Origin of the sequence: Prescottella equi, assembly GCF_020171745.1 — a bacterium.
Lineage (GTDB): Bacteria > Actinomycetota > Actinomycetes > Mycobacteriales > Mycobacteriaceae > Prescottella > Prescottella equi_A.
In genome coordinates this window covers 248704-273839 of record NZ_JAIVAH010000017.1, presented here as the reverse complement: position 1 = coordinate 273839, position 25136 = coordinate 248704, and the positions used below count along the sequence as shown (strand labels likewise).

At 69.1% G+C, this 25136-nt stretch carries 25 protein-coding genes; 5 read left to right on the top strand and 20 right to left on the bottom strand.

Annotation, left to right across the window (positions count from 1 at the left end):
* Positions 1 to 592 precede the first annotated feature (592 nt).
* Both tyrS and LCL87_RS14835 read right to left on the bottom strand, forming a co-directional pair.
* Complete coding sequence (gene tyrS, locus LCL87_RS14840; protein ID WP_225020859.1) at positions 593 to 1870, bottom strand: tyrosine--tRNA ligase; 1278 nt, start codon at positions 1868 to 1870, stop codon at positions 593 to 595.
* A gap of 19 nt (positions 1871 to 1889) precedes the next feature.
* Positions 1890 to 2552, bottom strand: coding sequence for a DNA-3-methyladenine glycosylase (locus LCL87_RS14835; protein WP_225020857.1), 663 nt, complete (start codon positions 2550 to 2552; stop codon positions 1890 to 1892).
* Between the two features lie 77 nt (positions 2553 to 2629).
* Here LCL87_RS14835 and LCL87_RS14830 point away from each other — a divergent pair, with 77 nt between their 5' ends.
* Genes LCL87_RS14830 through LCL87_RS14820 form a run of 3 tightly spaced genes read left to right on the top strand, consistent with a single transcriptional unit; the run spans position 2630 to position 4760 of the window.
* Positions 2630 to 3388 carry an ABC transporter ATP-binding protein gene (locus tag LCL87_RS14830; RefSeq protein ID WP_225020855.1) on the top strand — a complete coding sequence of 253 codons (759 nt, stop codon included), beginning with the start codon at positions 2630 to 2632 and terminating at the stop codon, positions 3386 to 3388.
* Entirely contained in the window at positions 3385 to 4146 is a 762-nt protein-coding gene (locus LCL87_RS14825; protein ID WP_225020853.1) for an ABC transporter permease, read from the top strand. Before LCL87_RS14830 ends, LCL87_RS14825 begins: the two co-directional genes overlap by 4 nt.
* Positions 4146 to 4760, top strand: a complete 615-nt coding sequence (locus LCL87_RS14820) for a TetR/AcrR family transcriptional regulator (protein WP_225020851.1) — start codon at positions 4146 to 4148, stop codon at positions 4758 to 4760. The genes LCL87_RS14825 and LCL87_RS14820 overlap by 1 nt, the downstream gene beginning before the upstream one ends.
* Here the strand turns inward: LCL87_RS14820 and LCL87_RS14815 are convergent.
* From LCL87_RS14815 to infC, 18 genes are all read right to left on the bottom strand, one after another.
* On the bottom strand, positions 4757 to 4975 hold the full coding sequence (locus LCL87_RS14815; protein WP_225020850.1) for a Trm112 family protein: 219 nt from the start codon (positions 4973 to 4975) through the stop codon (positions 4757 to 4759). The two genes, LCL87_RS14820 and LCL87_RS14815, sit on opposite strands and share 4 nt — an antisense overlap.
* A 63-nt stretch (positions 4976 to 5038) precedes the next feature.
* Entirely contained in the window at positions 5039 to 8059 is a 3021-nt protein-coding gene (locus LCL87_RS14810) for an acyl-CoA synthetase (protein ID WP_225020847.1), read from the bottom strand.
* 76 nt (positions 8060 to 8135) lie between these two features.
* Positions 8136 to 9572 (bottom strand): argininosuccinate lyase, encoded by a 1437-nt coding sequence (gene argH / locus LCL87_RS14805; protein ID WP_225020845.1) that lies wholly within the window; start codon positions 9570 to 9572, stop codon positions 8136 to 8138.
* A gap of 3 nt (positions 9573 to 9575) precedes the next feature.
* Entirely contained in the window at positions 9576 to 10775 is a 1200-nt protein-coding gene (locus tag LCL87_RS14800) for an argininosuccinate synthase (protein ID WP_225020844.1), read from the bottom strand.
* A gap of 49 nt (positions 10776 to 10824) precedes the next feature.
* Complete coding sequence (locus LCL87_RS14795) at positions 10825 to 11343, bottom strand: arginine repressor (protein WP_225020842.1); 519 nt, start codon at positions 11341 to 11343, stop codon at positions 10825 to 10827.
* A complete protein-coding gene (gene argF / locus LCL87_RS14790; protein WP_225020840.1) occupies positions 11340 to 12278 on the bottom strand; it encodes an ornithine carbamoyltransferase in 939 nt (312 codons plus the stop codon). Before argF ends, LCL87_RS14795 begins: the two co-directional genes overlap by 4 nt.
* 3 nt (positions 12279 to 12281) lie before the next feature.
* On the bottom strand, positions 12282 to 13502 hold the full coding sequence (locus tag LCL87_RS14785) for an acetylornithine transaminase (protein WP_225020838.1): 1221 nt from the start codon (positions 13500 to 13502) through the stop codon (positions 12282 to 12284).
* Positions 13499 to 14464, bottom strand: coding sequence for an acetylglutamate kinase (gene argB, locus LCL87_RS14780; protein ID WP_225020836.1), 966 nt, complete (start codon positions 14462 to 14464; stop codon positions 13499 to 13501). The genes LCL87_RS14785 and argB overlap by 4 nt, the downstream gene beginning before the upstream one ends.
* Entirely contained in the window at positions 14461 to 15699 is a 1239-nt protein-coding gene (argJ, locus tag LCL87_RS14775; RefSeq protein WP_225020834.1) for a bifunctional glutamate N-acetyltransferase/amino-acid acetyltransferase ArgJ, read from the bottom strand. The genes argB and argJ overlap by 4 nt, the downstream gene beginning before the upstream one ends.
* Positions 15696 to 16778 carry an N-acetyl-gamma-glutamyl-phosphate reductase gene (gene argC, locus LCL87_RS14770; RefSeq protein ID WP_225020832.1) on the bottom strand — a complete coding sequence of 361 codons (1083 nt, stop codon included), beginning with the start codon at positions 16776 to 16778 and terminating at the stop codon, positions 15696 to 15698. The genes argJ and argC overlap by 4 nt, the downstream gene beginning before the upstream one ends.
* Positions 16779 to 16870: 92 nt before the next feature.
* Positions 16871 to 17653, bottom strand: coding sequence for an SGNH/GDSL hydrolase family protein (locus LCL87_RS14765; RefSeq protein WP_225020830.1), 783 nt, complete (start codon positions 17651 to 17653; stop codon positions 16871 to 16873).
* 56 nt (positions 17654 to 17709) lie between these two features.
* Positions 17710 to 18147 (bottom strand): PspA/IM30 family protein, encoded by a 438-nt coding sequence (locus tag LCL87_RS14760; protein WP_225020828.1) that lies wholly within the window; start codon positions 18145 to 18147, stop codon positions 17710 to 17712.
* Positions 18148 to 18214: 67 nt separating this feature from the next.
* Positions 18215 to 20704, bottom strand: a complete 2490-nt coding sequence (pheT, locus tag LCL87_RS14755; protein WP_225020826.1) for a phenylalanine--tRNA ligase subunit beta — start codon at positions 20702 to 20704, stop codon at positions 18215 to 18217.
* Between the two features lie 30 nt (positions 20705 to 20734).
* Positions 20735 to 21805, bottom strand: a complete 1071-nt coding sequence (pheS, locus tag LCL87_RS14750) for a phenylalanine--tRNA ligase subunit alpha (protein ID WP_225020824.1) — start codon at positions 21803 to 21805, stop codon at positions 20735 to 20737.
* 105 nt (positions 21806 to 21910) lie between these two features.
* A complete protein-coding gene (locus tag LCL87_RS14745) occupies positions 21911 to 22711 on the bottom strand; it encodes a TrmH family RNA methyltransferase (RefSeq protein WP_225020822.1) in 801 nt (266 codons plus the stop codon).
* 23 nt (positions 22712 to 22734) lie between these two features.
* Positions 22735 to 23124 (bottom strand): 50S ribosomal protein L20, encoded by a 390-nt coding sequence (gene rplT, locus LCL87_RS14740; protein WP_225020820.1) that lies wholly within the window; start codon positions 23122 to 23124, stop codon positions 22735 to 22737.
* Positions 23125 to 23187: 63 nt separating this feature from the next.
* Positions 23188 to 23382: a 50S ribosomal protein L35 gene (rpmI, locus tag LCL87_RS14735; protein ID WP_225020818.1), complete on the bottom strand. Its 195-nt coding sequence runs from the start codon at positions 23380 to 23382 to the stop codon at positions 23188 to 23190.
* Positions 23383 to 23437: 55 nt separating this feature from the next.
* On the bottom strand, positions 23438 to 24088 hold the full coding sequence (infC, locus tag LCL87_RS14730; RefSeq protein ID WP_225020885.1) for a translation initiation factor IF-3: 651 nt from the start codon (positions 24086 to 24088) through the stop codon (positions 23438 to 23440).
* A 344-nt stretch (positions 24089 to 24432) separates the two neighbouring features.
* Here infC and LCL87_RS14725 point away from each other — a divergent pair, with 344 nt between their 5' ends.
* The gene (locus LCL87_RS14725) at positions 24433 to 24810 is read left to right on the top strand and encodes a DUF1844 domain-containing protein (protein ID WP_225020816.1); all 378 of its coding nucleotides are present in this window, start codon (positions 24433 to 24435) and stop codon (positions 24808 to 24810) included.
* Positions 24811 to 24954: 144 nt separating this feature from the next.
* Positions 24955 to 25086, top strand: coding sequence for a hypothetical protein (locus LCL87_RS25895; protein WP_510850772.1), 132 nt, complete (start codon positions 24955 to 24957; stop codon positions 25084 to 25086).
* The last annotated feature ends 50 nt before the right edge of the window (positions 25087 to 25136 follow it).

The following is a 25136-nucleotide window of genomic DNA, read 5'->3' as shown; positions in this document are numbered from 1 at the left end:
CCGGCAAGCCGGCAATCAGTCATAGACATCGAGTCAAATCACTAGCAAAATAAACTCAAACTAGCTGTTTGCGCTGACCATCCCAGACGGAAGAATGGAACAATCAGCAAATACCCACCCACCAAAAAGGTGAAGTGGAGTACCAAAATTGGCACTGACATTCATCGACACACTGTTGAGTTCTCAAAGAACACGCGCACACCATCACTCAGAACCAAAGTTCCTCGCTCCGGGGCAACCGTTCCAGCTTATCCCACCCGGGAATCGAGTGCAAACTCGCTCCCCATCCGGGCCACCCGAACGCGGTACAACCACTCTACACAAGGCAGGAGAGCCAACCAACTTCCGGGAATATCAGGCGCTCCCCGTACAACCTCGTTTTCCCTCGCTGACCTGTGAAGATCGCGTCCGGGTCGGTGTCCGTGTCGCTCTGACTTGGAATAAGTTACGGGGCCGATCCCCTGTCCGCCAAATCGCCTGGTCACAGCCCGATCGCCGAGCACCCTGTTTTCAAAGCCCCAGGTAGACCGAACGGGACGGGGTGAACCCCGTCCCGTTCGGGCCGAAAACGATCATGGTGACGCCGGACACGTCAGCCGGCGACGACCTTGGCTCCGGCAAAGTTCTTGCGGCCACGACGGATGACCAGCCACTGGCCGTGCAGCAGATCGGAAGACTCGGGTGCCCAGTCCTCGGCCTCGACGCGCTGGTTGTTGACGTACGCACCGCCTTCCTTCACCGCACGCCGTGCTGCGCCCTTGCTGTCGCACAATCCGCTCGCCACCAGCAGATCCACGATCGTGCGCGGTGCATCCCCTGTGACCTCGGCAATCGAGGCCTCCTTCAGCGCGGCGGCGAGCGTCGACTCGTCCAGATCGGCCAGTTCGGCGCGACCGAACAGCGCTTTGCTCGCGAGCTCGACGGCATCGGTGTTGGCCTGACCGTGGACGAGCGTCGTCATCTCGGCCGCGAGCCGGCGCTGCGCCTCGCGCGCCTGCGGGCGCTCGGCGGTCGCAACCTCGAGCTCGGCCAGCTCCTCCTGGGTGAGGAACGTGAACCAGCGCAGGTACCGCATGACGTCGGCGTCGCCGGTGTTCACGAAGTACTGGTACCAGGCGTACGGGCTGGTCATCTCGGGATCGAGCCACAGGCTGCCGCCACCGGTGGACTTGCCGAACTTCTTGCCGTCGGCGGACGTCACAAGCGGCACCGTCATGGCGTGGACCGACTCGCCGTCGAGCTTCCGGTTGAGGTCGACACCGGCGATGATGTTGCCCCACTGGTCCGAGCCGCCGACCTGCAGCGTGCAGCCGTAGCTGCGGCGCAGGTGCACGAAGTCGTTGGCCTGCAGCAGCATGTAGCTGAACTCGGTGTAGGAGATGCCGTCCGACTCGAGCCGGCGCTTGACGGTGTCGCGGGCCAGCATGACATTCACCGAGAAGTGCTTTCCGATGTCGCGAAGGAAGTCGATCGCGCTGAGCTTCGACGTCCAGTTCGCGTTGTTCTCGATGACGGCGCCGGTCGGGGACTCGTCGAAGTCGACGAAGCGCTCGAGCTGCGAGCGGATGCGCTCGGCCCAGTCCGCGACGGTGTCGGCGGAGTTCATCGTGCGCTCACCGACGTCCCGCGGATCGCCGATCATGCCGGTGGCGCCACCCGCAAGCACGATCGGACGGTGGCCCGCCCGCTGGAAACGTTTCAGGGCTAGCAGCGGCACGAGGTGGCCGGCGTGCAGGCTCGGGCCGGTCGGATCGAATCCGGCATACAACGTGACTGGGCCGGCCTCGGTCTCACGACGCAACGCGTCCAGATCGGTCGACTGGGCGATGAGCCCCCGCCAGGTCAGTTCGTCAAGGATGTTCTCAGTCACGCATCCGATCATCCCACCGTCAGGTGGTGGCGGGTGCGCGCGGGCTGCGGCGATAGGCCGACACGGCGGGCGAGCCGGGTATCCACAGCCGCCACGGCCAGTCCGACGCCACCGAGATCCCCACTCTCGGGCCGCTGCTGCAGACACCCACCGGAGACAGTTCGAGGTTCACTCCCGGGTCGCCGCCGAACAGGTCGAGCCCGTCGTCGTCGAGCGTCAGTCCCAGCGCCGCTCCCAGGTTGCCCGGTCCGCGGGCCGCGTCGACATGGCGTCGAACACCCGGACGGCGCGACGCGACGAGCTCGTGACCCTCGCGGATCTCGGCCGCACGCAGCAGCACTCCCCCGGCCACCCCGTCGGGACCGTAGGAGACGTTGGCACAGAGGTGCATGCCGTAGCTGCGATAGATGTACAGGTGACCGGCGGGTCCGAACATCACCGCGTTCCGCGGGGTACGCCCGCGATACGAGTGCGAAGCGGGATCCGGCCACGGGCCGTCGGGGTCACCGCCGTACGCCTCGACCTCGACGATGCGCGCCTGCACGGCACCGACGACGAGCGTCCCACCGAGGATGCTGCGCGCCGCGTCGAGCGGGCTGCCTGCGTCACGCAGGATCGATCGTCCTCGGGCCACGAGTCGATTGTCCCCGTTCACCACATCGAGACCTGCGGACCCGGTCATGCCCATTGACCGCAGCCCTCGCTCGGACGAACAATTCATCAGACGATGAGTTCATCACTCGATGAATAGAGGTCGGCATGACGGACACGAGCATCGGCGGCTCCTCGGAGTCGGCACCGGCCATCGACGTGCGGGGCCTCCAGGTGCGACGCGGCGGCGCCCCGGCGCTGCGGGACGTCGACCTGACCATCCCCCGCGGTTCGATCACCGGTTTGCTGGGCCCGTCCGGCTGCGGAAAGACCACGCTGATGCGCTGCATCGTGGGCACGCAGATCGTCGAGTCGGGCACGGTGCATGTGCTCGGCGAGCCGGCCGGCTCAGCCGGGCTGCGCAGGCGCGTCGGATACGTCACCCAGGCGCCCAGCGTGTACCTCGACCTGACGATCCGCGACAACGTCCGGTACTTCGCCGCGCTGTACGGCCGTGGCCGCGATGCCGTCGTGGAGACGATCGACGCGGTCGGTCTCACCACCCACGCAGGTCATCGAGCGGGCGATCTGTCGGGTGGACAGCTCGGACGGGTGTCCCTCGCGTGCGCGCTGGTGGCGCGACCAGAACTACTAGTGCTCGACGAGCCGACGGTGGGGCTCGACCCGGTGCTGCGGGCGGACCTGTGGGCGCACTTCGCGTCGCTGGCAGCGGCGGGAACCACGCTCCTCGTGTCCAGCCACGTCATGGACGAGGCCGATCACTGCGAGAACCTCGTGCTCATGCGGGACGGCCGCATTCTCGCGCACGTGCCCCCGGACGAACTCCGTCGTCGCACCGGTCGGTCGAATCTCGAGGAGGCCTTCCTCGCCCTCATCCGGGAACAGCAGATCGGGGTCCAGCCATGATCCTCACCCCACGCATCTACGCGGCGAGCACCACGCGCATCCTGCGGCAACTGCGCGTCGACCACCGCACCGTCGCGATGATCCTGTTCGTGCCGTCGCTGATCATGGTGCTCCTGTACTTCCTGTACCAGAACGTTCCGACGCAACCCGGCCAGGTTCCGCTGTTCGACCGGATCGCGATCACGATGCTGGGCATCATCCCGTTCATCGTGATGTTCCTGGTGACGTCGATCGCGATGCAACGCGAACGCAGTTCCGGGACACTCGAACGCCTACTCACCACACCGCTGTCCAAGCTGGATCTGCTGGCCGGCTACGGCACGGCGTTCTCCCTCGCCGCCGCCGCCCAGGCAGGACTGGCGTGCGCCGTCGCCTTCGGCTTCCTCGGACTCTCGACCGAGGGCAGCATCGTCTGGGTCCTGCTCATCGCGGTGGTGAACGCAGTTCTCGGCGTCGCGCTGGGGTTGCTCTGCAGCGCGTTCGCGCGCACCGAGTTCCAGGCGGTCCAGTTCATGCCCGTCATCGTGATCCCCCAGCTCCTGCTGTGCGGACTCCTGGTGCCGAGAGGACAACTGCCGCAATGGCTGGAGTGGATCAGCAACGTCCTCCCCCTCAGCTACGCGGTGGAGGCACTACAACAGGTCGCCACCCACCCCGGCACCACCGGTCTGATGTGGCGGGACATCGGCATCGTCATGCTGTACGTGGTCGTTGCGCTTTCCCTCGGTGCGGCCACGCTTCGTCGGAGGACACCGTGATGGCCGAGCCTGCGACGCCGGTCCGACCGGGTCGCCGCCCGGGGCAGACGGACACCCGGGACCGGATTCTGCGGGCTGCGCGAAACCAGTTCGCAGCCAAGGGCTTCGACCACACCACGATTCGTTCGATCGCGTCGGAAGCCGGGGTCGACTCCGCGCTGGTCCACCACTACTTCGGAACGAAACGTCGGCTGCTGGTCGACGCGATCGAGCTCCCCCTCGACCCGGACAGGGTGCTCGCCGCGATTGCGGCGGCGCCGACCGACCGTCTCGGCGAGACCCTCGCCCGAACCGTGATCGGGGTGTGGGACTCCCCGCACGAGCCCGCGGTGGTGGCGGCGGTCCGCTCGGCACTCACGAGCGGCGACGAGAACCTGGTCCGCAGTTTCCTGCTCGACGTCGCCCTCAAGGATGTCGCCGACCGCGTCGATGCACCGGCCGGGTCGGGCCGACTGCGCGTCGCGCTGGTCGCCTCCCAGATGACGGGGCTCTTCGTCACCCGCCATCTCCTCGGAATCGGCGCGCTACGAACACTACCCACGGAACGGGCGGTGAGCCTGATCGCGCCGACGTTGCAGCGCTACCTCACCGGCCCGCTGGACGCAGGTGTCTAGTCCGCGTCGGACGCGACACCGCGCGCGACGAAGTCGTCGTGCTCGGCGTCGGTGACGTCACGTGCCTCGTCGATCAGCAGCACCGGGATGCCGTTCTCGATCGGGTAGGCGCGGCGCAATCGCGGGTTGTAGAGCACCTCGTCGCCGACCAACAGCAACGGCCCCTTGTCCTGCGGGCACGCCAAAATGCTGAGCAGGGTGGGATCAATAGCCACTTCAGTCCTCTCGGGCCGTCCGGGATCTCGGCCGGTCCAGGCTACAAGTCGGCGCCGCCCCGGTTACGCGGGCACCCCACCCGGCCCCGCCGGACGGTCGTCGTAGCGGGTCGCGACCGCTTTGGTGAACCGCTTGTAGCGGCCCGTGTCGGCGTCGAGGTGCCACGAACGAATACTCGGCTTGGGTAGGCCGGCGGCCTGCAGTTCGGTCGCACGCGGCCGGTACGACGCACCCAGCGGAATCCGATCGACGACGTGGACGATCGCCGGGCACTGCGCGATCGGCAGCTGTCCGAGCGCGGCGGTGACCTCCGCGGCGCTCGGAACCCGGCCGTCGTGCACGGTGATCGCGGCGACCGCCACCTGGTGATCGCCAGTGCTCACCCCGTACGCGACCGCGAGGTCCACCTGCGGCATCTCACCGAGCACGTCGACGATCGGCTGCGTGAACACCGGCCCGTGGGCAGCGTCGACGACGGTCCGTTTGTGGTCGACGAGCCAGAAGTCGCCGTCGGCGTCGCGCCGGAACAGGTTCTCCGTCGGAACCCACGCGTCGCCGGCCGCGAACACGCCTCGCATCACGCCGGGGACTGCCTCTGCGCGGGCGCCGGGCCGGCCGAGGAGCAGACCGACCTCGTCGTCCTCGCACTCACGGACGAATCCGCGCGCATCCTCGAGCAGCCGTCCCTCGATCGGGTCGTACGCACCGACCCGCACCTCGGCGCTGCCCGGTAGCGGCCGACCCTTGGAGCCGACCTTCGCGCCGGAGACGTTGACCAGCACCACGTCGCCCTCGGTGGACGCGTAGAACTCGAGCACCCGCGCAGGTGCGAAACGCGACGAGATCCGGCGCCACAACCCGGGCGGCATTCCCGAGCCGATGAAGAGCCGAATCGGATGCCCGTCCTCGAGCGGAAGGGATTTGGCGTCGAGGATCTCGCGCATCATGGTCCACGTGTAGCTGACGACCGTGACGCCGTAGCGGTGCACTTCGTCCGCGAACCGCTGCGGGTCGAGGCCTCGGGACAGCGCGATGCGCGCGCCACCGGCGATCGCGCCACCCAGGGTCGCCATCAGCCCCGACGAATGATGCAGCGGGGCAAGGCAGTAGACGGTGTCGCTACGACTGAGCGAGGCGGCGGACGCGGTACCGAACGCGGACAGCGCCCACCGGTAGTTGGTGATGTACTTGGCTTCGAGGTTCCCGCAGGACCCACTGAAGATCACGAACGCCAGCTCGCGGGCCAGACCCGGATCCGGGCGGTACCACCCCGGCAGCGTGACCGCCTCCGGGTCGACCTGCTCGAGGTCGACGACGTCGGGACCGAGTTCGACCGCGAGGCCACGGAACTCGCCGCCACCGAGGACGAGCACCTTCTTGCCCGTGGCGACCGCATCCTCGAGGTTGTCGGGGTCGACGACGATCCGGTCGACCCGGCCCAGCCGGACGGCCTCGTCGAGATCCCCGCCGGGCGGCAGCAGCACCGCCACAGCGCCCAGTCGGGACAGCGCGGCGATCGCCACCAGGGCGCTCGGCCGGGTCTCCATCAGCACACCGACGTGGGTGGCGGGCCGGATGCCGACGTGGACGAGTCCGCGCACGACGTTGTCGATACGGGTGTTCACCGCGGCGTTGGTGTGCACGCGATCGTCGAACAGGAAGCACTCGCCGCCGGGCGCGTGCCGGCCCTGCTCCGCAAGCAGCAAGCCCAGGGAGATCCGCGAGTGCGGCTGCAACTGCCCGAGGCGGGCCAGCCGGGGCAGCGCCCGGGCGGCCTCGATCGAGATCTCGCGGGTGCCGCGCACGGCGTCGGTCGCGAAGTCGGCGATGCCCTTCCCCACCCCGACACCGACCTCCGCGATCGACGCGACGGTGTGGGTGATCCGGTTGGTGATGCTCACGCCGCTGTCGTGGCCGGACGGCTCGTCGTGAATCATCACGTCCACCGCCTCCGGGCGCGGTCCCACGCCCTCCCGCCAGCGCACCCACTCACCGGTGGTCGGCCACGTCCGTGCTGCCGCCGCCGATCCCACCACTAGGCCGAAATGCCCTGCGCGCAGGGTCGACTCGAACGCCTCGGCGCGGGGCGCCGCCCGCTTGATGCCGCGCACGGCGAGGGGCTGACCGATGTCGTCGACCTCGCCGACGAACGCCAGGATCGGGCATGACAACTCGGCCAGACTGACGGCGGTGTCCTTGATCACGAAGCCGCCGGTCATCATCCGGTTGTGGACGATGAACTGCTTGAGCAACTCCGCAACGGCCGGTCCGGACCACGCGACCCAGCCGTCCTGCGCAAGGAACCGGCGCTGCTGTTCGCGCGGGAGCAGCGCGTCCCGGTCGTGCAACTGACGAAGGAAGTCGAAGCGGGACTTCGCGGTCTTGACCGGATCCAGCAACTGGAACCCGGTGCGCGCCATCCACCCTGCGATGGAGAGTCGATTGAAGACGTGATCGGCGAGTAGGTCCGCACCCTTCGTCGCGAGACCGGCCGGAATGTTGAACGGCAGCGCCGCCAGGGTGTCCACGGGTGCGCCGAACGTGATGAGACTGGCGATGTTCCGGCAACGGCGGTACGCCGCGGCCTGGTAGCAGAACATGCCGCCCTGCGAATAGCCCGACAGGTGGACGTCGCGTCCGGTGTGCTCGTGCACCCGGTCGACGATCTCACTGATCGCCACGATGTGGTCGGCGAGGGTGCGGTTCCAGCCGCCCTCCTCGGCGTCCGGTGAGCCGAAGTCGACCACCCACGGGTCGAGGCCCATCTCGTGGAGGATGCCGACCGCGCCCTGGTCCCGCGTGACGTCGTACACGTCCGCGGACATCATCATCGGCGGAACGAGCACGATCGGCGGACCGGCCTCCGCCTGGTCGGTGTCCGGGAAGTAGCGGCGGAGCCGGTACATCGGGGCGCGCTCGACGATCTGGAAGGGGGACGGTGTCGCCCCCGTTTCCAGACCGCCGAGCCGAACCACCTCGAGGCCGTTCTGTGCCGTGGCGACGGCTCGACGAAGCGAACCCACCACGTAGTCGGAGCTCAGACTCACCAGCGCACTCCCCCAGCAACTCATCGTGACTTGCATCACATCATGTCGATGAGCCTTTCACACTACTGCGTTTGTGGAAGCGGAGTTACACCGAGTCGATCTTCGATTCGCCTCAGGCGCGGGTCCACTCGCGAAGCGCGTTCGCCGACGCCCGCACGCCGCCCAACTGCTCGGCGACGCGAACCCCGGCCGTGCCGCCGCGCGCACTGCGCGACGCGATCGAACCGTGCACCGTGAGCACCTCGCGCACCGCGGGCGTCAGCGCCGGATCGACGCCGGCGAGTTCCTCGTCGGTGAGCTCGTCGAGGCCCACGCCGCGCGCCTCCGCGACGCGGACGCACGCGCCCGCCGCCTCGTGCGCAACCCGGAACGGAACGCCCTGGCGCACCATCCATTCCGCGATGTCGGTGGCGAGCGTGAACCCCGCGGGGGCCAGCTCCTCCATCCGATCGGTGTGGAACTCGAGGGTGGAGACCAGACCGGTGATCGCCGGCAGCAACAGCTCGAGCTGTGCGACCGAATCGAAGACCGGCTCCTTGTCCTCCTGCAGATCGCGGTTGTACGCGAGCGGCTGCGCCTTGAGCGTGGCCAGCAGACCGGTCACGTTGCCGATCAGGCGACCGGCCTTGCCGCGGGTGAGCTCGGAGACGTCCGGGTTCTTCTTCTGCGGCATGATCGACGAGCCCGTCGACCACGCGTCGGCCAACGTGATGTAGCCGAACTCCGGTGTGCTCCAGATGATGACCTCTTCGGCCATCCGGGACAGGTCCACCGCGATCATCGCGAAGACGAACGCCGCCTCCGCCGCGAAGTCGCGCGACGACGTCGCGTCGATCGAGTTCTCGGCAGCCGAGTCGAACTTCAGCTCGGCAGCGATCGCGTCGGGGTCGAGCCCCAGCGACGAACCCGCGAGGGCTCCGGAACCGTACGGCGACACCGCGGCCCGCTTGTCGAAGTCCCGCAGACGCGCGACGTCGCGCAGCAGCGGATGCGTGTGCGCGAGCAGATGATGCGCCAACAGCACGGGCTGAGCCGCCTGCAGGTGCGTCTTACCTGGCATCACGGCGTCGGGGTGCGCCGCGGCCTGGATCGCGAGCGCGTCGACCACGTCGAGCACGCCGTCCGCGATCCGGCGGACCGCGTCTCGCAGCCACATCCGGAACAGCGTCGCCACCTGGTCGTTGCGGGAGCGGCCCGCACGCAGCCGGCCACCGACCTCGGGGCCGACCCGCTCGATCAGCCCGCGTTCGAGGGCGCCGTGGACGTCCTCGTCGGATTCGGAGGGCCCGAACGCGCCGGAGGCGACGTCGTCACCGAGCCGGGTGAGGCCGTCGAGCATCGTCGCGAGGTCGGCCTCACTGAGCAGGCCGGCCTTGTGCAGGACCCTGGCGTGCGCCTGCGAGGCCCGCACGTCGTACGGGGCCAGAACCCAGTCGAAGTGCGTCGACTTGCTCAGTGCCGCCATGGCGGCGGCCGGTCCGGACTCGAACCGGCCGCCCCACAGGGCGCCCTCATTTGTGCCGTGAGAGCTGCTGCCGTTCTCCGACATCTCTTACAGGCCCAGATCGCGCTTCGCCGCGACCTTGGAGGACAGGCCGTGGATGTTGACGAAGCCCTTCGCGTACGACTGGTCGAACGAGTCGCCCTCGTCGTAGGTCGCGAGGTTGAAGTCGTACAGCGACTGCGGGCTGCGGCGACCGTTGACGGTGATCGCGCCACCGTGCAGGAACAGGCGGATGTCGCCGGTGACCCGCTCCTGGGTCTTCGCGACGAAGGAATCGAGCGCGTCCTTCAGCGGCGAGAACCACAGGCCGTCGTAGACCAGCTCGCTCCAGCGCTGCTCCATCTGACGCTTGTAGCGGCCCAGCTCGCGCTCGAGGGTGAGGTGCTCGAGTTCCTGGTGCGCGGTGATGAGGACCATCGCGCCCGGGGCCTCGTAGATCTCACGGCTCTTGATGCCGACGAGACGGTCCTCGACGACGTCGAGGCGGCCGACGCCCTGCGCGCCCGCACGCTTGTTGAGCTCCTGGATGGCCTCGAGCACGGTGACGGGCTTGCCGTCGATCGCGACCGGCTTGCCGGCCTCGAAGCTGATGATCAGCTCGTCGGGGGCGTTCCAGTTGAGGGTCGGGTCCTGCGTGTAGTCGTAGACGTCCTTGGTCGGGGCGTTCCACAGGTCCTCGAGGAAGCCCGTCTCCACCGCGCGGCCCCACACGTTCTGGTCGATCGAGAACGGCGAACGCTTCGAGACGTTGATCGGGATGTCGTTCTCCTCGGCGAAGGCGATCGCCTTCTCGCGGGTCCACGCGTAGTCGCGGACCGGCGCGATGACCTCGAGGTCGGGAGCGAGGGCACCGAAGCCGACCTCGAAGCGGACCTGGTCGTTGCCCTTGCCGGTGCAGCCGTGCGAGACGACGGTGCCGCCGTGCGCACGCGCGGCCTCGACGATGTGCTTGACGATCAGCGGACGGCTGATGGCCGAGACCAGCGGGTACCGGTCCATGTACAGCGCGTTGGCCTGGATCGTCGGCAGGCAGTACTCGTCGGCGAACTCGTCACGCGCATCCACCACGACCGACTCGACGGCGCCGCAGTCGAGGGCACGCTGACGCACGACCTCCATGTCCTCGCCGCCCTGGCCGAGATCGATGGCGACGGCGACGACCTCTTTGCCGGTCTCCTTGCCGATCCAGCTGATGGCCACCGAGGTGTCCAGCCCGCCGGAGTAGGCGAGTACGACGCGTTCAGCCATGGTGTGTGTGCTCCTTAGAAATAGAAGTGTTCGAGAAAGAGTCTAGTGGTCAGGCCAGGCGCTCTATCGCCGCGGCAAGCTCCGCTCCGGTGAGCGGCTCGCGGGCGACCACGAGGATGGTGTCGTCGCCCGCGATCGTGCCGACGACGTCGGGCAACGAGGCCCGATCGAGCGCGCTGGCCAGGTAGTGCGCGGCCCCGGGCGGGGTGCGCAGCACGGCGAGGTTCCCGCTGGCGTCGGTCGACACCAGCAGCTCGCCGAGCAGGCGGGACAACCGATCGGTGCCGCCGGACACGCCCCGCACGGGCGAGCCGTCCTCGGGCACCACGTACACCCCGGCCCCGCCGTCGGCGGCCCGCAACTTGACCGCGCCGAGTTCCTCGAGGTCACGCGACAGCGTCGCGTTCGACACCTCGATACCCTCGGCGCCGAGCAGCGTCGCGAGTTCGGCCTGGCTGCGGATGTGCCGCTCCGACACGAGGGCGGTGATCCGCGCCTGCCGGCCGGCGCGCGTATGCGCGACGGCGGCGGCAGGCTGCGCGGTCTCCGAGCCCGGGGCGGAAGTCACGGCCGCGTCCCGGCGCGTTCGAGCAGCCACACGAGCAGGGCCTTCTGCGCGTGCAGGCGGTTCTCGGCCTCGTCCCACGCCGCGGACTGCGGTCCGTCGAGCACCTCGTCGGTGATCTCCTCGCCGCGGTGCGCGGGCAGGCAGTGCAGAACCACGGCGTCGGGTGCCGCCTTCGCGAGCAGGTCGGCGTTGATCTGGAACGGACGGAACGGTCCGACGCGGTCGAGACCGTCCTCTTCCTGTCCCATCGACGTCCAGGTGTCCGTGACGAGCACGTCGGCACCGGCCACCGCGGCCTGCGGGTCGTCGGTGAGCGTGACCATCGCACCGGTCTGCTCGGCCCGGGTGCGGGCCGCGTCGACGACCGCCGGATCGGGCGCGAACCCGAGCGGCGCGGCGATCGTCACGTGCATGCCCGCGGTGACGCCACCGAGTAGCAGCGAGTGCGCCATGTTGTTGGCACCGTCGCCCAGGTACGTGAGCCGCAGGCCGGTCAGCTCGCCCTTGCGTTCGGCGATGGTCTGCAGGTCCGCCAGCACCTGGCACGGGTGGAACTGGTCGGACAGCGCGTTGACGATCGGAACCGTCGCACCCTCGGCCATCTGCTCGAGCCGCTCCTGGCCGAACGTGCGCCACACGACGGCGTCGACGAACCGGGACAGCACGCGTCCGGTGTCCTGCAGGGTCTCCTCGCGTCCCAGCTGGGTCTTGCTGCCGTCGACGACGACCGCGTGCCCACCGAGCTGCGCGATGCCCATCTCGAAGGAGAACCGGGTGCGGGTCGAGTTCTTGTCGAAGATGACACCGACGCCGCGCGGGCCCTCGAGCGGCTTCTGCGAGAACGGGTTCGCCTTGAGCTCGCGGGCGAGCCCCAGCACCTCGGCCTGCTCCGCCGGAGTGAGATCGTCGTCCCTCAAGAAGTGCCGAACGGTCATGTACTACTTACCTCCTGCTGCCGATTCCGCTGCGGCCGTGTCGAGAATTCCCGGCAGCGCCGCGACGAATCCTTCCGCCTGCTCCTCGGTGAGGATCAGCGGGGGTGCCAACCGAACCACCCCGGGCTGCGCGGCGTTCACGAGGTAACCGGCCTCGCGGGCCGCCGTCTCGACCGCCGGCGCGACGTCCTGCGTGAGCACGACGCCCAGCAGCAGGCCCGAGCCCCGGACGTGGTCGACGAGCGGATGCCCGAGGCCCTCGATTCCGGCGGAGATCGTCTTGCCCAGGTTGTCCGCGTGCGACAGCAGATCCTCGGCCGCGATCGTCTTCAGCACCGCGAGGGCCGCCGACGCGCACACCGGATTGCCACCGAAGGTGGTGCCGTGCTTGCCCGGACCGAACAGTTCCGCGGCCGCGCCGGTCGCGATGCAGGCGCCGATCGGCATGCCGCCGCCGAGGCCCTTCGCGAGCGTCATGACGTCCGGCACGATGCCGGCGGCCTGATGCGCGTAGAACCAGCCGGTGCGGCCGATGCCGGTCTGTACCTCGTCGAGGATGAGCAGTGCGCCGCGCTCGGCGGTGATCTTCCGGGCGCCCGCGAGGTAGCCCTCGGGCGGAACGACGACGCCGCCCTCGCCCATGATCGGCTCGAGGAACACCGCGGCAGTGTCCTCGTCGACGGCCCGGTCGAGCGCCGCGAGGTCGCCGTAGGGCACGTGCTCGACGCCGGGCGGCATCGGCTCGAACGGCGCCCGCTTGTCGGGCTGGCCGGTGAGCGCCAGCGCACCCATGGTCCGGCCGTGGAACGCCTTCTCGGCGGCGATGATCTTGCGCCGGCCCGTCGCCCGGGCCAGCTTGAACGCGGCCTCGTTGGCCTCGGTGCCGGAGTTGCACAGGAACACCCGGCCGGTGACCGAACCGGCGTTGTCGCCGACGCCCATCTGCGCCAGGAGGTGCTCGGCCAGCGCGACGGCCGGTTCGCTCGCGTACAGGTTCGACACGTGCCCGAGCGTGGACAGCTGCGTGGTCACAGCCTCGACGATCGCCGGATGCGCGTGGCCCAGGATGTTCACCGCGATGCCCGCGAGCAGGTCCAGGTACTGCTTGCCGTCCGCGTCGGTGACGACCGCACCCTCGCCACGGACCAACGCCACCCGCGGCACGCCGTAGGTGTTCATCAGTGCGCCGGACCAGCGCTGCTGGAGATCCGTCGTGGCAGTCATGCCAGTCCTTCCGTGGTTACGATCTGGGGTTCGGGGGCGGGGGTCACCGAGGGGCGGGGGGCGGGAACAACCATCGTGCCGATGCCCTCGCCGGTGAAGAGTTCGAGCAGGACCGCGTGCGCGACGCGGCCGTCGATGACGTGCGCGGTGGGCACGCCGCCCTCGACAGCGCGCAGGCAGGCCTCCATCTTGGGGACCATGCCGGCGTCGAGTCTCGGCAGCAGCTGACGCAGCGCGGCCGTGTCGATCTCCGACGCGAGCGACGAGCGGTCGGGCCAATTGGTGTACAGCCCTTCGACGTCGGTGAGGACGACGAGCTTCTCGGCGCCGATGGCCTCCGCGAGCGCCGCGGCGGCGGTATCCGCGTTGATGTTGTGCACGACGCCGTCCTCGTCGGGCGCGATCGTCGACACGACCGGAATGCGTCCGGCCGCAATGAGATCGAGCACCGCCGCAGGGTTGACGGTGGTGACGTCGCCGACGAGTCCGATGTCGGTGGCCGCGCCGTCGACCTGCACGGTGCGCCGGGTGGCGGTGAACAGCCGCGCGTCCTCACCGGAGATGCCGACGGCGAACGGGCCGTGCGCGTTGATCAGGCCGACGAGTTCCCGGCCGACCTGACCGAACAGGACCATGCGGACGACGTCCATGACCTCGGGCGTCGTGACGCGGAATCCTCCGCGGAACTCGCCCTCCATGCCGAGCCGCTTCAGCATCGCGTTGATCTGCGGGCCGCCGCCGTGCACGACGACCGGATGGATGCCGATCGTGCGCAGGAACGCCATGTCCGCCGCGAACGCGCTCTTGAGCTGGTCGTCGATCATCGCGTTGCCGCCGTACTTGATCACGGCGACCTTGTCGTGGAAGCGCTGCAACCACGGCAGTGCCTCGGCCAGGACGAACGCCTTCTGGCTCGAGGTGAGGTTCTCGATGCTCGCGGCGGTATCGGTGTCGCTGCTCATGACGAGTACGCCGAGTTCTCTTCGACGTAGGCGTGCGAGAGATCCGTGGTCCGGATGGACGCGCTCGACGTTCCGACGCCGAGTTCGATCGTCAGGTCGATGTCCATGCCGGACAGGTCGACCTCGCGAGCGCCCGGTGCGCCGACGCCGTCGATGCAGACGGGATTGCCGTTGAACGACACCGCGATCCGGTCCGGATCGAGGGTGATCGGGGCGATGCCGACCGCGGCGAGCACCCGGCCCCAGTTGGGGTCGGATCCGAACAGTGCGGTCTTGACCAGGCTGTCCCGGGCCACGGTGCGGGCGGCGACGACCGCGTCCTGCTCGGACGCGGCGCCGCTCACGGTGACGGTGACGCGCTTGGTGACGCCCTCGGCGTCGGCCATCATCTGATCGGCCAGGTCGTCGCACACCGCGAGGACCGCGGCGTTGAGCTCGTCCTGCGACGGCGCGACCGAGCTGGCGCCGGACGACAGCAGCAGCACCGTGTCGTTGGTGGAGGTGGCGCCGTCGACGTCGAGCCGGTCGAACGTCATCCGCGTCGCGTGACGCAGCGCCTCGTCCAACTGCTCGGCGGTCGCGACGGCGTCGGTGGTGACGACGCACAGCATCGTCGCGAGCGACGGAGCGAGCATGCCCGCGCCCTTCGCCATGCCGCCGACGTTCCACTTGTCGGCGTGGTGCAGCGCCGCCTGCTTCGGGACGGTGTCGGTGGTCATGATGGCGTGCGCGGCGTCGGTGCCGCCGGAGATGCCGCCGGCCAGTTCGTGCACGATCTCGGTGACACCGGCGAGGATCTTGTCCATCGGCAGCCGGTCGCCGATCAGGCCGGTCGAGCACACTGCGACCTCGATCGCGCCGGTCTCGGTGCCCCAGTCGCTGAGCGACGCGGCCACGTGCTCGGCGGTCTTGTGCGAGTCCTGGAAGCCGGGCGCGCCGGTGCACGCGTTGGCGCCGCCCGAGTTCAGGACGACGGCCCGCAGGCGGCCGGTGGTGAGCACCTGCTGCGACCACAGCACGGGCGCAGCCTTGACCTTGTTGGCGGTGAACACGCCCGCGGCCGCCAGGTCCGGGCCCTCGTTGAACACGAGCGCGAGGTCGGACCGGCCGCTGACCTTGATGCCGGCCTTGATACCCGCGGCCCGGAAACCCGCGGGGGCGGTGACGCCCTGGCTGCGGATCAACCGACCGCCGGCGATCTCGACGGCGTCGGTGAAGTCGGAATCGGTTGTCACGGAGCAACTCCCACAGTCGAGAGACCATCGGTCTCGGGCAGGCCCAGGGCCAGGTTCATGGATTGGACGGCACCGCCGGCGGTGCCCTTGGTGAGGTTGTCGATGACGGCGACCGCGACCAGCAGGCCTGCGTCCGCATCGACGGTGACGGCGATCTGCACGGCGTTGGAGCCGACGACGGCACCGGTCTGCGGCAGCTGCCCCTCCGGGAGCACGTGCACGAACGGCTCGTCCCGGTACGCCTTCTCGTAGACGGCCCGAACCTCGTCCGCGGTCGCGGTGGTCGGCGCGGTGCACGTCGCGAGGATGCCACGCGGCATCGGCGCGAGGACCGGCGTGAACGACACCGTCACGTCGGTACCCGCGGCCGCGGAGAGGTTCTGCTTGATCTCGGGGGTGTGCCGGTGCGCACCGGCGATGCCGTAGGCGCGGACCGAGCCCATCACCTCGGAACCGAGCAGGTCGGCCTTGGGCGCCTTACCGGCGCCGGACGTCCCGCTGACCGCGACGACGTTCACCCGGGGCTCGACGACACCCGCGGCCACCGCCGGCGCCATCGCCAGGGACGACACCGTCGGGTAGCAGCCGGGCACCGCGATCCGGGTGGCACCGACCAGCTTGTCCCGGCCGCCCGGAAGCTCGGGCAGGCCGTACGGCCAGCTGCCGGCGTGCGGGCTGCCGTAGTACTTCTCCCATGCTGCGGCATCGGTGAGCCGGAAGTCGGCACCGCAGTCGATGATGACGGTGGACTCGGGCAGCTGCTGCGCGATCTCGGCCGACTTGCCGTGCGGCAGGCCCAGGAAGACGACGTCGTGCCCCTTCAGGGTCTCGATGTCGGTGGGACCGAGGACTCGGTCGGCGAGCGGCAGCAGATGCGGATGGTGCGAACCGAGCGTGGTCCCGGCATTGCCGCCCGCGGTGAGCGCGCCGATCACGAGCGAACCGTCACGGTAGGCGGGGTGCCCGAGCAGCAGGCGCAGAATTTCGCCGCCCGCGTACCCGCTGGCGCCCGCAATCGCGACCTTGATCGGCGACCGGCCGACGGCCGACGAAGCTTCGGAGTCTCCAGAAGTACCCATACGGATGATTATGCACCATCATGCAAATCTATTCATCCGGAGATGGTGACCGGTCGGCCACGCACACGCAGCACGCCGGTCGACCCATCCGATTATCCCACTCTGACAGGCATGAGTTCAGGCCGCTTCGCGACACGGTCGGCGCCCGACGACGTGCCACGCAGGCGGCGGCCGAGCCACGGCCCGAGGAACCGGACCGCCCACTCGGCGTCCGCGCGAAGGCGCCCCGGCACGGTGACCGGCGGCAGCGGCCCCAGGCTGTCCTGCCACGTCAGATCGGTGCCGGGCAGTCCCAGCACGGTGGCTGCGGCGGCGGCCAGACGGTCGTGCCCGTCCGCGTTGAGATGCAGTCGATCCCAGCTCCACAGCCTCGGATCCGTCGAGACCGGATACATCTCGAGGTCGATCACCGCGACGTCGTGCCGTGCCGCAACCGTCCGGATCTCCGTGTTCAGCGCCGAGATCCGGGCCATGATCGCGCGTCCGCCCGGCATGCCGGCGCCGAGCGTGGGAAAGGCCATCGTCAGCACCTGCGCGCCCGACGCGGTCAGCGCCTCGAACGCGATCTCGAGTTCACCCGCAATCGTGGCGGGTTCGAACTTGGGTCGCAGCAGGTCGTTCACTCCGGCCACGACGGACGCCAGATCCGGCTGCAGCGCCAACGCCGGCGCCAGTTGCTCCTCCCGTACCTGACGGGCCAGCCGCCCCCGGATCGCGAGGTTCGCGTACTGCACGTCGGGGTCGATCTCCGCGAGACGTTCGGCGAGCCGATCCGCCCAGCCGCGGTACCCCGCGCTGTCGTCCCCGTCGTTGAGTCCTTCGCTCTGGCTGTCACCGATCGCCACGAACCGACTGAACACGGAGGTCCCCCTCATCTCTGCTGCACCTGTGCGTCGAGCCTAGAACTCCGTCATCGCTGCCGATCCCGGGGTCACCGGTCCTTCATCGATCGGCGAATCTCGTCGAGCCTGTCGCGTGCGGCCTTCTCGCGCGCCTGCCACTGCTCGTCGACGTCACGGCCCGCCCGGCTCTCGCGCTCGAGTTCCTCCGAGCCGAGTGCCGTGCCGAACCGCTCCTCGATCCGGTCCCGCACCCGATCGAACGTCGGGACGCCTGCATCGGTGTACTCGATCCCCTGGGCCGGAGTCGTCCCGATCATCGTGGGCGGCGGGACATCCGGCGGAGCGGCGGGCCGCGACGGATCGGGAGGGATGTCGGAGGTGTGCCCGCTGCCCGCGGCGAGCATCGACGCCGCGGCATGCACCGGGGCCAGGCCCGGCCGGCCCGCCGTGGCCGCGAGCACCACCGCAAGCAGCTCGGCGTCGTCCAGCCCCTGTAGGCGGGTGAGTGTCTCGTCCGGATCAACCATGAGGGGCTCCTCTCGATAGCACTGTCCAGGCTACCGAGAGGAGCCCCTCCCCGGTCGAACTCGAACGTCAGCCGCGCAGCACCGCGCCGACGGCGGTCGTGGCCGCCGCGACGGCGGCGTCACGGGCCGCACTGGCCTCGTCCTCGGTCAGCGTGCGGTCGGTACCGCGGAACCGCAGCGCGAACGCCAACGACTTGCGTCCCTCGCCGACCTGCTCGCCCTCGAAGACGTCGAACAGACGGATGTCCTCGAGCAGTTCGCCGCCGCCGGAGCGCAGCGCGGCCTCTACCGCCGCCGCCGACACCGACGCGTCGACGACGACCGCGACGTCCTGCAGGACGGCGGGGAACGGCGAGATCCGCGGCGCCGGAAGCACTTCGGTCACCGGCAACGCGTCGAGGTCGATCTCGACCGCGCACGTGCGGGCCGGAAGTCCGGCGCGCTCGAGCACCGCGGGATGCAGCTCACCGGCGTGGCCGACGACGGTGCCGTCGAAGACGACCTCCGCGCAGCGGCCCGGATGCCACGGCAGGTACTGCGCAGCGCGCAGTTCCACGGTGACACCGGAGGCGTCGGCGATGGTCCGGACGAGAGCGAACGAGTCGGACGCCTCGACGGCGCGACCGGGGCCCCATGGACCCGACGGCTCACGCATGCCCGACAGCACGACGGCCACGTGCAGAGGCTGCGCCGGCAGCGACTTCAGCAGCTCCGCGATCTGCTCGTCGGTGGGCCGACGGTCGACCGGCAACGCATCGACGGGCTTGGTGTCCAGCCCCGGCTGGACTACCTGCGCAATGCCGTACAGCGCGACGTCGCGCTGACCGCGTGACACGTTGCGCGCCAGAACCTCGAGCATGCCCGGCAGCAGCGTCGTGCCCAGCTCGGGACGATCCGACTCGAGCGGGTTCAGCACCTTGGTGGTGTTGCGGCGCGGGTCGTCGGCGTCGAGGCCCCACGTGTCGAACACGGCGTGCGGCAGGAACACGGGCGGCAGGATCTCGACGCAACCCGACGCCGCGAGCATGCGGCCGACGGCACGGCGCCGACGCTGCTGCGGGGTCAGGCCGCGGCCTGCGGGCGCGTGCGGCAGCACCGACGGGATCTGCTCGAGGCCTTCGAGTCGCAGCACCTCCTCGACCAGGTCCGCGGGCTGCGTCAGGTCCGGGCGCCACGACGGCGGCGTGACCACGAGCTGACCGTGACCGGCCTCGCTCACGCCGACCTCGACGGTGCAGCCGATCTGCGTCAGCCGACGCGCGGCCGTGCCGTTCGGGTAGGCCACACCGGCAACCCGGTCGGGCAGGTCGATGTCCATGCGGATCTGCCCGGCGGGTGCCACACCGCCCACATCGGTGAGGACGGGTTCGACGGTGCCGCCGGCGATCTCGACGAGCAGCGCAGCCGCACGGTCGAGCGCCGGCAGCGCCACCTCGGGGTCGACGACGCGCTCGTAGCGCTTGCTGGCCTCGCTGATCAGCTTGTGCCGCCGCGACGTCTTGAACACCGCCAGCGGATCCCACGTGGCCGACTCCAGCAGGATGTCGGTGGTGCCGTCGTGGACCTCGGTGGAAGCACCGCCCATGACACCCGCGAGCGACACCGCGCCGGAGTCGTCGGCGATCACGACGTCCTCGGGGTCGAGGGTGCGCTCGACGCCGTCGAGGGTGGTGAGCTTCTCCCCCGCCTGCGCACGGCGCACGACCAGTCCGCCCTGCACCTTCGCAGCGTCGAACGCGTGCAGCGGCTGGCCCAGTTCGAGCAGCACGTAGTTGGTGACGTCCACCGCCGGCGAGATCGGGCGCACACCCGACATCAGCAGCCGGCGCTGCAGCCACCACGGGCTGACCGCCTTCGGGTCGACGCCCGTGATCCGGCGAGCCGTGAAGCGAGTCGCATTGGATTCCGGTTCCAGCGTGATCGACCACGCCTCGCCCCCGTCGGACGGGAGCGCCGGGACAGCCGCCGGGTCGGCGAAGTCGAGATCGAAACCACACGCGAGTTCGCGGGTCAGACCACGTACCGAGAAGCAGTAGCCGCGGTCGGGCGTGATGTTCAGCTCGATGACCGTGTCGTCGAGGCCCAGCAGCACGTTGGCGTCGGTACCGGGCTCGGCCGTGCCCGGCTCGAGCACCAGGATGCCGGAGTGGTCCTTGCCGATGCCCAGCTCGGACGCCGAGCACATCATGCCGTTGGACACCTTGCCATACGTCTTGCGGGACGCGATCGCGAACCCGCCGGGCAGCACAGCACCCGGCAGCGCGGCGATCACCAGATCGCCCTGGGCGAAGTTCCGGGCACCGCAGACGATTTCCTGCGGCTCGTCGGCGCCGACGTCCACCTTGCAGAAGCGGATCGGCTTCTTGAACTCGGTCAGTTCCTCGATCTCCAGCACCCGGCCGACCACCAGGGGCCCGGTCACGGGCTCGAGGGAGTCGACCTCCTCGACCTCGAGACCGACGCGGACGAACCCGGCGTCAAGTTCTTCGGGGCTCACCTGCCACTCGGGAGTCGCCCGCTGCAGGATCTCGGTCAGCCACGATTGCGCTACTCGCACGTCTTCTCAGCTCTCTCGTTCTCGTCGCGATCAGGCCTGGACACCGAAGGGCAGCGTGAATCGCACGTCGCCCTCGACGATGTCGCGCATGTCGGGAATGCCGTTGCGGAACTGCAGGGTCCGCTCGAGACCCATGCCGAACGCGAAGCCGGTGTACTCGTCGGGATCGATCCCACTCGCACGCAGCACGTTCGGGTTGACCATGCCGCAGCCGCCCCACTCGACCCAGCCGGCGCCGCCCTTCTTGTTCGGGAACCACACGTCCACCTCGGCGGACGGCTCGGTGAACGGGAAGTAGTTGGGGCGCATACGCGTCCGGGTATCGGGACCGAACAGCGCGCGGGCGAAGGCGTCGAGCGTGCCGCGCAGGTGCGCCATCGTCAGGCCCTTGTCGACGGCCAGACCCTCGACCTGCGAGAAGACGGGGGTGTGCGTCGCGTCGAGCTCGTCGGTGCGGAAGGTGCGACCGGGGCACACGACGTAGATCGGGATCTCCCGCGACAGCATCGTCCGGACCTGCACCGGCGAGGTATGGGTTCGCAGCACCTGCCGCGAACCCTCGGGCGCGATGTGGAACGTGTCCTGCATCGTGCGCGCCGGGTGGTCGGGCAGGAAGTTGAGCGCGTCGAAGTTGAAATGCTCGGTCTCGACCTCGGGTCCCTCGGCCACCTCCCAGCCCATGCCGACGAACACGTCGGCGATCTGCTCGGAGATGATCGTGATCGGGTGCCGGGCGCCGGCCGGACGACGGTCCGACGGCAGCGTCACGTCGATCGCCTCGGCCACCAGCACGGCCGCGTCCCGCTCGGCCAGGAGAACCTCGCGACGGGCGTCGAATGCCGTCGACACCCGCGTGCGCGCGACATTGACGCGCTTACCCGCGTCGGCGCGCTCGTTGCCGGGCAGTGCACCCAGACCGCGCTTGGCCAGCGCGATCGGGGCCTTGTCACCGAGGTGCTCGATCTTGGCCTTGGCGAGCGCGTCGAGATCGGTGGACGCCGCGAAGGCCTCCTCGGCCGCGACAGCGGCGGCGGTCAGCGCCTCCTCGGTGAGCGCATTCGCATCGACAGTCGGCGGGGCGCCGCCCTCATTTTTAGCCACGACCGGTGCAACTCCTTGTCTATCGATGGATATCAGCGCGCGCAGGCACAACACTCGAATCCTAGGCGATCGACCCAGGACGATTCGAACGCATTCGAGGTCCGGTCAGGACCGCCGTGCCTGCACCCGCGCGCTGGCGTACAGGCAGATCGATGCCGCGGTCGCCAGGTTGAGACTCTCGGCGCGACCTCGGATGGGAATCCGCACGCGGTGATCGGCACGCGCCGCGACCGCCGCATCGAGTCCGTGCGCCTCGTTACCGAACAACCAGGCGGTGGGCCGGGTCAACAGGTCGTCGGCCTCGTCGAGGTCGATCTCGCCGTCGGCCGCAGTCGCGAGAATCTGGATTCCCGCAGACGAGAGGGTGTCGAGCACCGCGTCGACGCTGCGCTCTCGCACGATCGGCAGATGGAACAGGCTGCCGGCGGACGACCGCACGCACTTGCCGTTGTGTGGGTCGACGCTGTCGCCGGCGAGGATCGCCGCGTCCGCGCCGACCGCATCGGCCACGCGGATCACGGTGCCCGCGTTGCCCGGTTCTCCGATCGCGACCGGAACCGCCAGCAGTCGCGTCTGTGGTGTCACGGCGTTCGCCAACGGCACGTCGAGTAGGTCGCACACCGCCACGACGCCGGGCGGTGTCACGGTGTCGCTGAGCGCGTGGATCGCCCGGTCGGTGACCAGCGAGTCACGCACCCCGGCACCGCGCGCCTGCTCGATCAGGTCGGGGTAGCGCTCGGCGGCCTGCTCGGTGAAGAACAGCTCGTGCACGGGAACCGCAGCGAGTGCCTCGGTGACGGCGTTCTCGCCCTCGACGAGGAAGCGTCCCGTCTTCCTGCGCTCTGCGCCGCGCAGGAGCTTGACAGCAGAAACGACCCGCGGAGTCCGTTCGGTGAACGGATCCACGGGTCGATTCCGGGACAGCTGACTCAGGCCGCTTCTCCGGCCGGAGCGTTGACGTCGGCCGGCAGGGCAGCCTTCGCGACGGCCACCAGGCCGGCGAACGCAGCGGCGTCGGAGACGGCCAGCTCGGCGAGGATCTTGCGGTCGACCTCGACACCCGCAGCCTTCAGGCCCTGGATGAAGCGGTTGTACGTGACGTCGTTGGCGCGAGCCGCAGCGTTGATACGAGCGATCCACAGCTTCCGGAAGTCGCCCTTGCGCGCGCGACGGTCACGGTAGGCGTAGGTCATCGAGTGGAGCTGCTGCTCCTTCGCCTTGCGGTACAGGCGCGAACGCTGTCCGCGGTAGCCGCTCGAGGCCTCGAGAATCGAACGACGCTTCTTCTGGGCGTTGACTGCCCTCTTTACGCGTGCCACTGCAAAATCCTGTCAATCTGTCGGGGCGCGGACGCACCCCTTGCGGTCAAGTAGGGGAAGAAATCAGATGCCGAGCAGGCGCTTGATGCGGGGCGCATCAGCGTCGGCGACGACGGCGACGCCGTCGAGGCGACGGGTGACACGCGAGCTCTTGTGCTCGAGCAGGTGGCGACGTCCGGCCTTCTGGCGCAGGATCTTTCCGCTACCGGACACCTTGAATCGCTTCGCGGTGCCGCTGTGGGTCTTCGACTTGGGCATGGAGTCCTCAGTTCTTGTGTTCTGTACTTCGGTCTTCGTGAAGTGGTCCGGCCGACTAGGCGCTCGGCGCGGGAGCGGCGCCACCGTCACCGGTAGCAGGCTTGGGCTGTGCAGCCTGGATTTCCTCCTGCGCCTTCGCGCGGGTCTTCGCACCCTTGTGCGGCGCCAGCACCATCGTCATGTTGCGACCGTCCTGCTTCGCGGACGTTTCCACGAATCCGAGCTCGGCGACATCGGCACCCAGGCGCTGCAGAAGACGGAACCCGAGTTCCGGGCGCGACTGCTCGCGGCCACGGAACATGATCGTGACCTTGACCTTGGAACCGGCCTCGAGGAAGCGAACGACGTTGCGCTTCTTGGTCTCGTAGTCGTGATCGTCGATCTTCGGCCGAAGCTTCTGCTCCTTGATCACGGTCTGCTGCTGGTTCTTGCGCGACTCGCGCGCCTTCTGCGCCGTCTCGTACTTGAACTTGCCGTAGTCCATGATCTTGCAGACCGGCGGACGGGCGTCCGGAGCCACCTCGACCAGGTCGAGGTCGGCCTCGAGAGCGACGCGAAGCGCATCCTCGACACGCACGATCCCAACCTGCTCACCACCCGGTCCGATGAGGCGAACCTCGGGGACGCGGATGCGCTCGTTGATGCGGGTCTCGGTGCTGATGGGGCCTCCTAGGTAGTGCGGTGCAGTCCGTTGACCGCGCCGCAGCCCGTGCGCCCTCTACCCCAACAAGAAAGCCCCGCGTCGACGTGTGAACGTCGTGCGGGGCCCGATGTCGACCGGTGCGATGCCGGATCCGAAAAATCGGACCATGCATCCCTTCGCTTCACTGAAGGAGCCGACCGGCATTGCTGCCGTTCGGCGACCGGACCACTGAACTGCACCATGGGTGCCGCGCAGAGGTGGGAGTCGGACTCCACTTTGCTGCCCTGGCCGGAGCCGAGGGCGGTCGTGACGCACAGCCTAACACCTCCCATGTCGGGAATCGAATCGACCGCGGAGCCCACCACCCGGCCGCCCCCGGACGCGATCGCGGGTGGGATCCTGACAGCATGACGCAGAACCCCGACCCGGCCGAAGCCGTTCAGCATGCCGAGGACGATCTCGACGACATCCGCGATCTCGCCGATGTACCCGCCATCGAGGTGATCAGCCGCGCCGCCGTCATGCTCATGAGCTCGGCGGCCGAGAAGCTGGGCCTGTCCGACGAGAACCCCGAGAACAGCCCGAACCTGGACCTGGACGAGGCGCGACGTGTGATCACCGCGCTCGCCGGCCTGGTCACCGCCTCCGTCGAGTACCTCGGACCGCACGCCGGGCCGATCCGCGAGGGTCTCCAGGCACTGCAGCGCGCCTTCCGCGAGACCTCCGCCCACCCCGACGAGCCGGGCAAGGGCCCCGGCGAGAAGTACACCGGCCCGGTCTACTGACCACGGCGGTACAAACCCGGCAAACAGATACACCGATTTCCCTTCCGTCACGCCTGCCCCATTGGTAGCGTCCCCTTCGCGTGATTCAGGTCACGCAACTCCCCCACCAAAAGTCCTCGCCCGAGGACGACCTAAGGAGAACGAATGGGATCGATCGGCGAAATCTTCAGCGGCCTGCTCGGCGCCATCACCAACGGTGACATCGACATCACCGGGCTGCTCACCCAGCTGCTCGCCGGCTCTGCAGAGCAGCAGCAGGGCGGCACCGGCCAGTAAGGTCCCGGAACTTTCCGGCGGCGGAGGCGTTCAGCCTCCGCCGCCGTTTT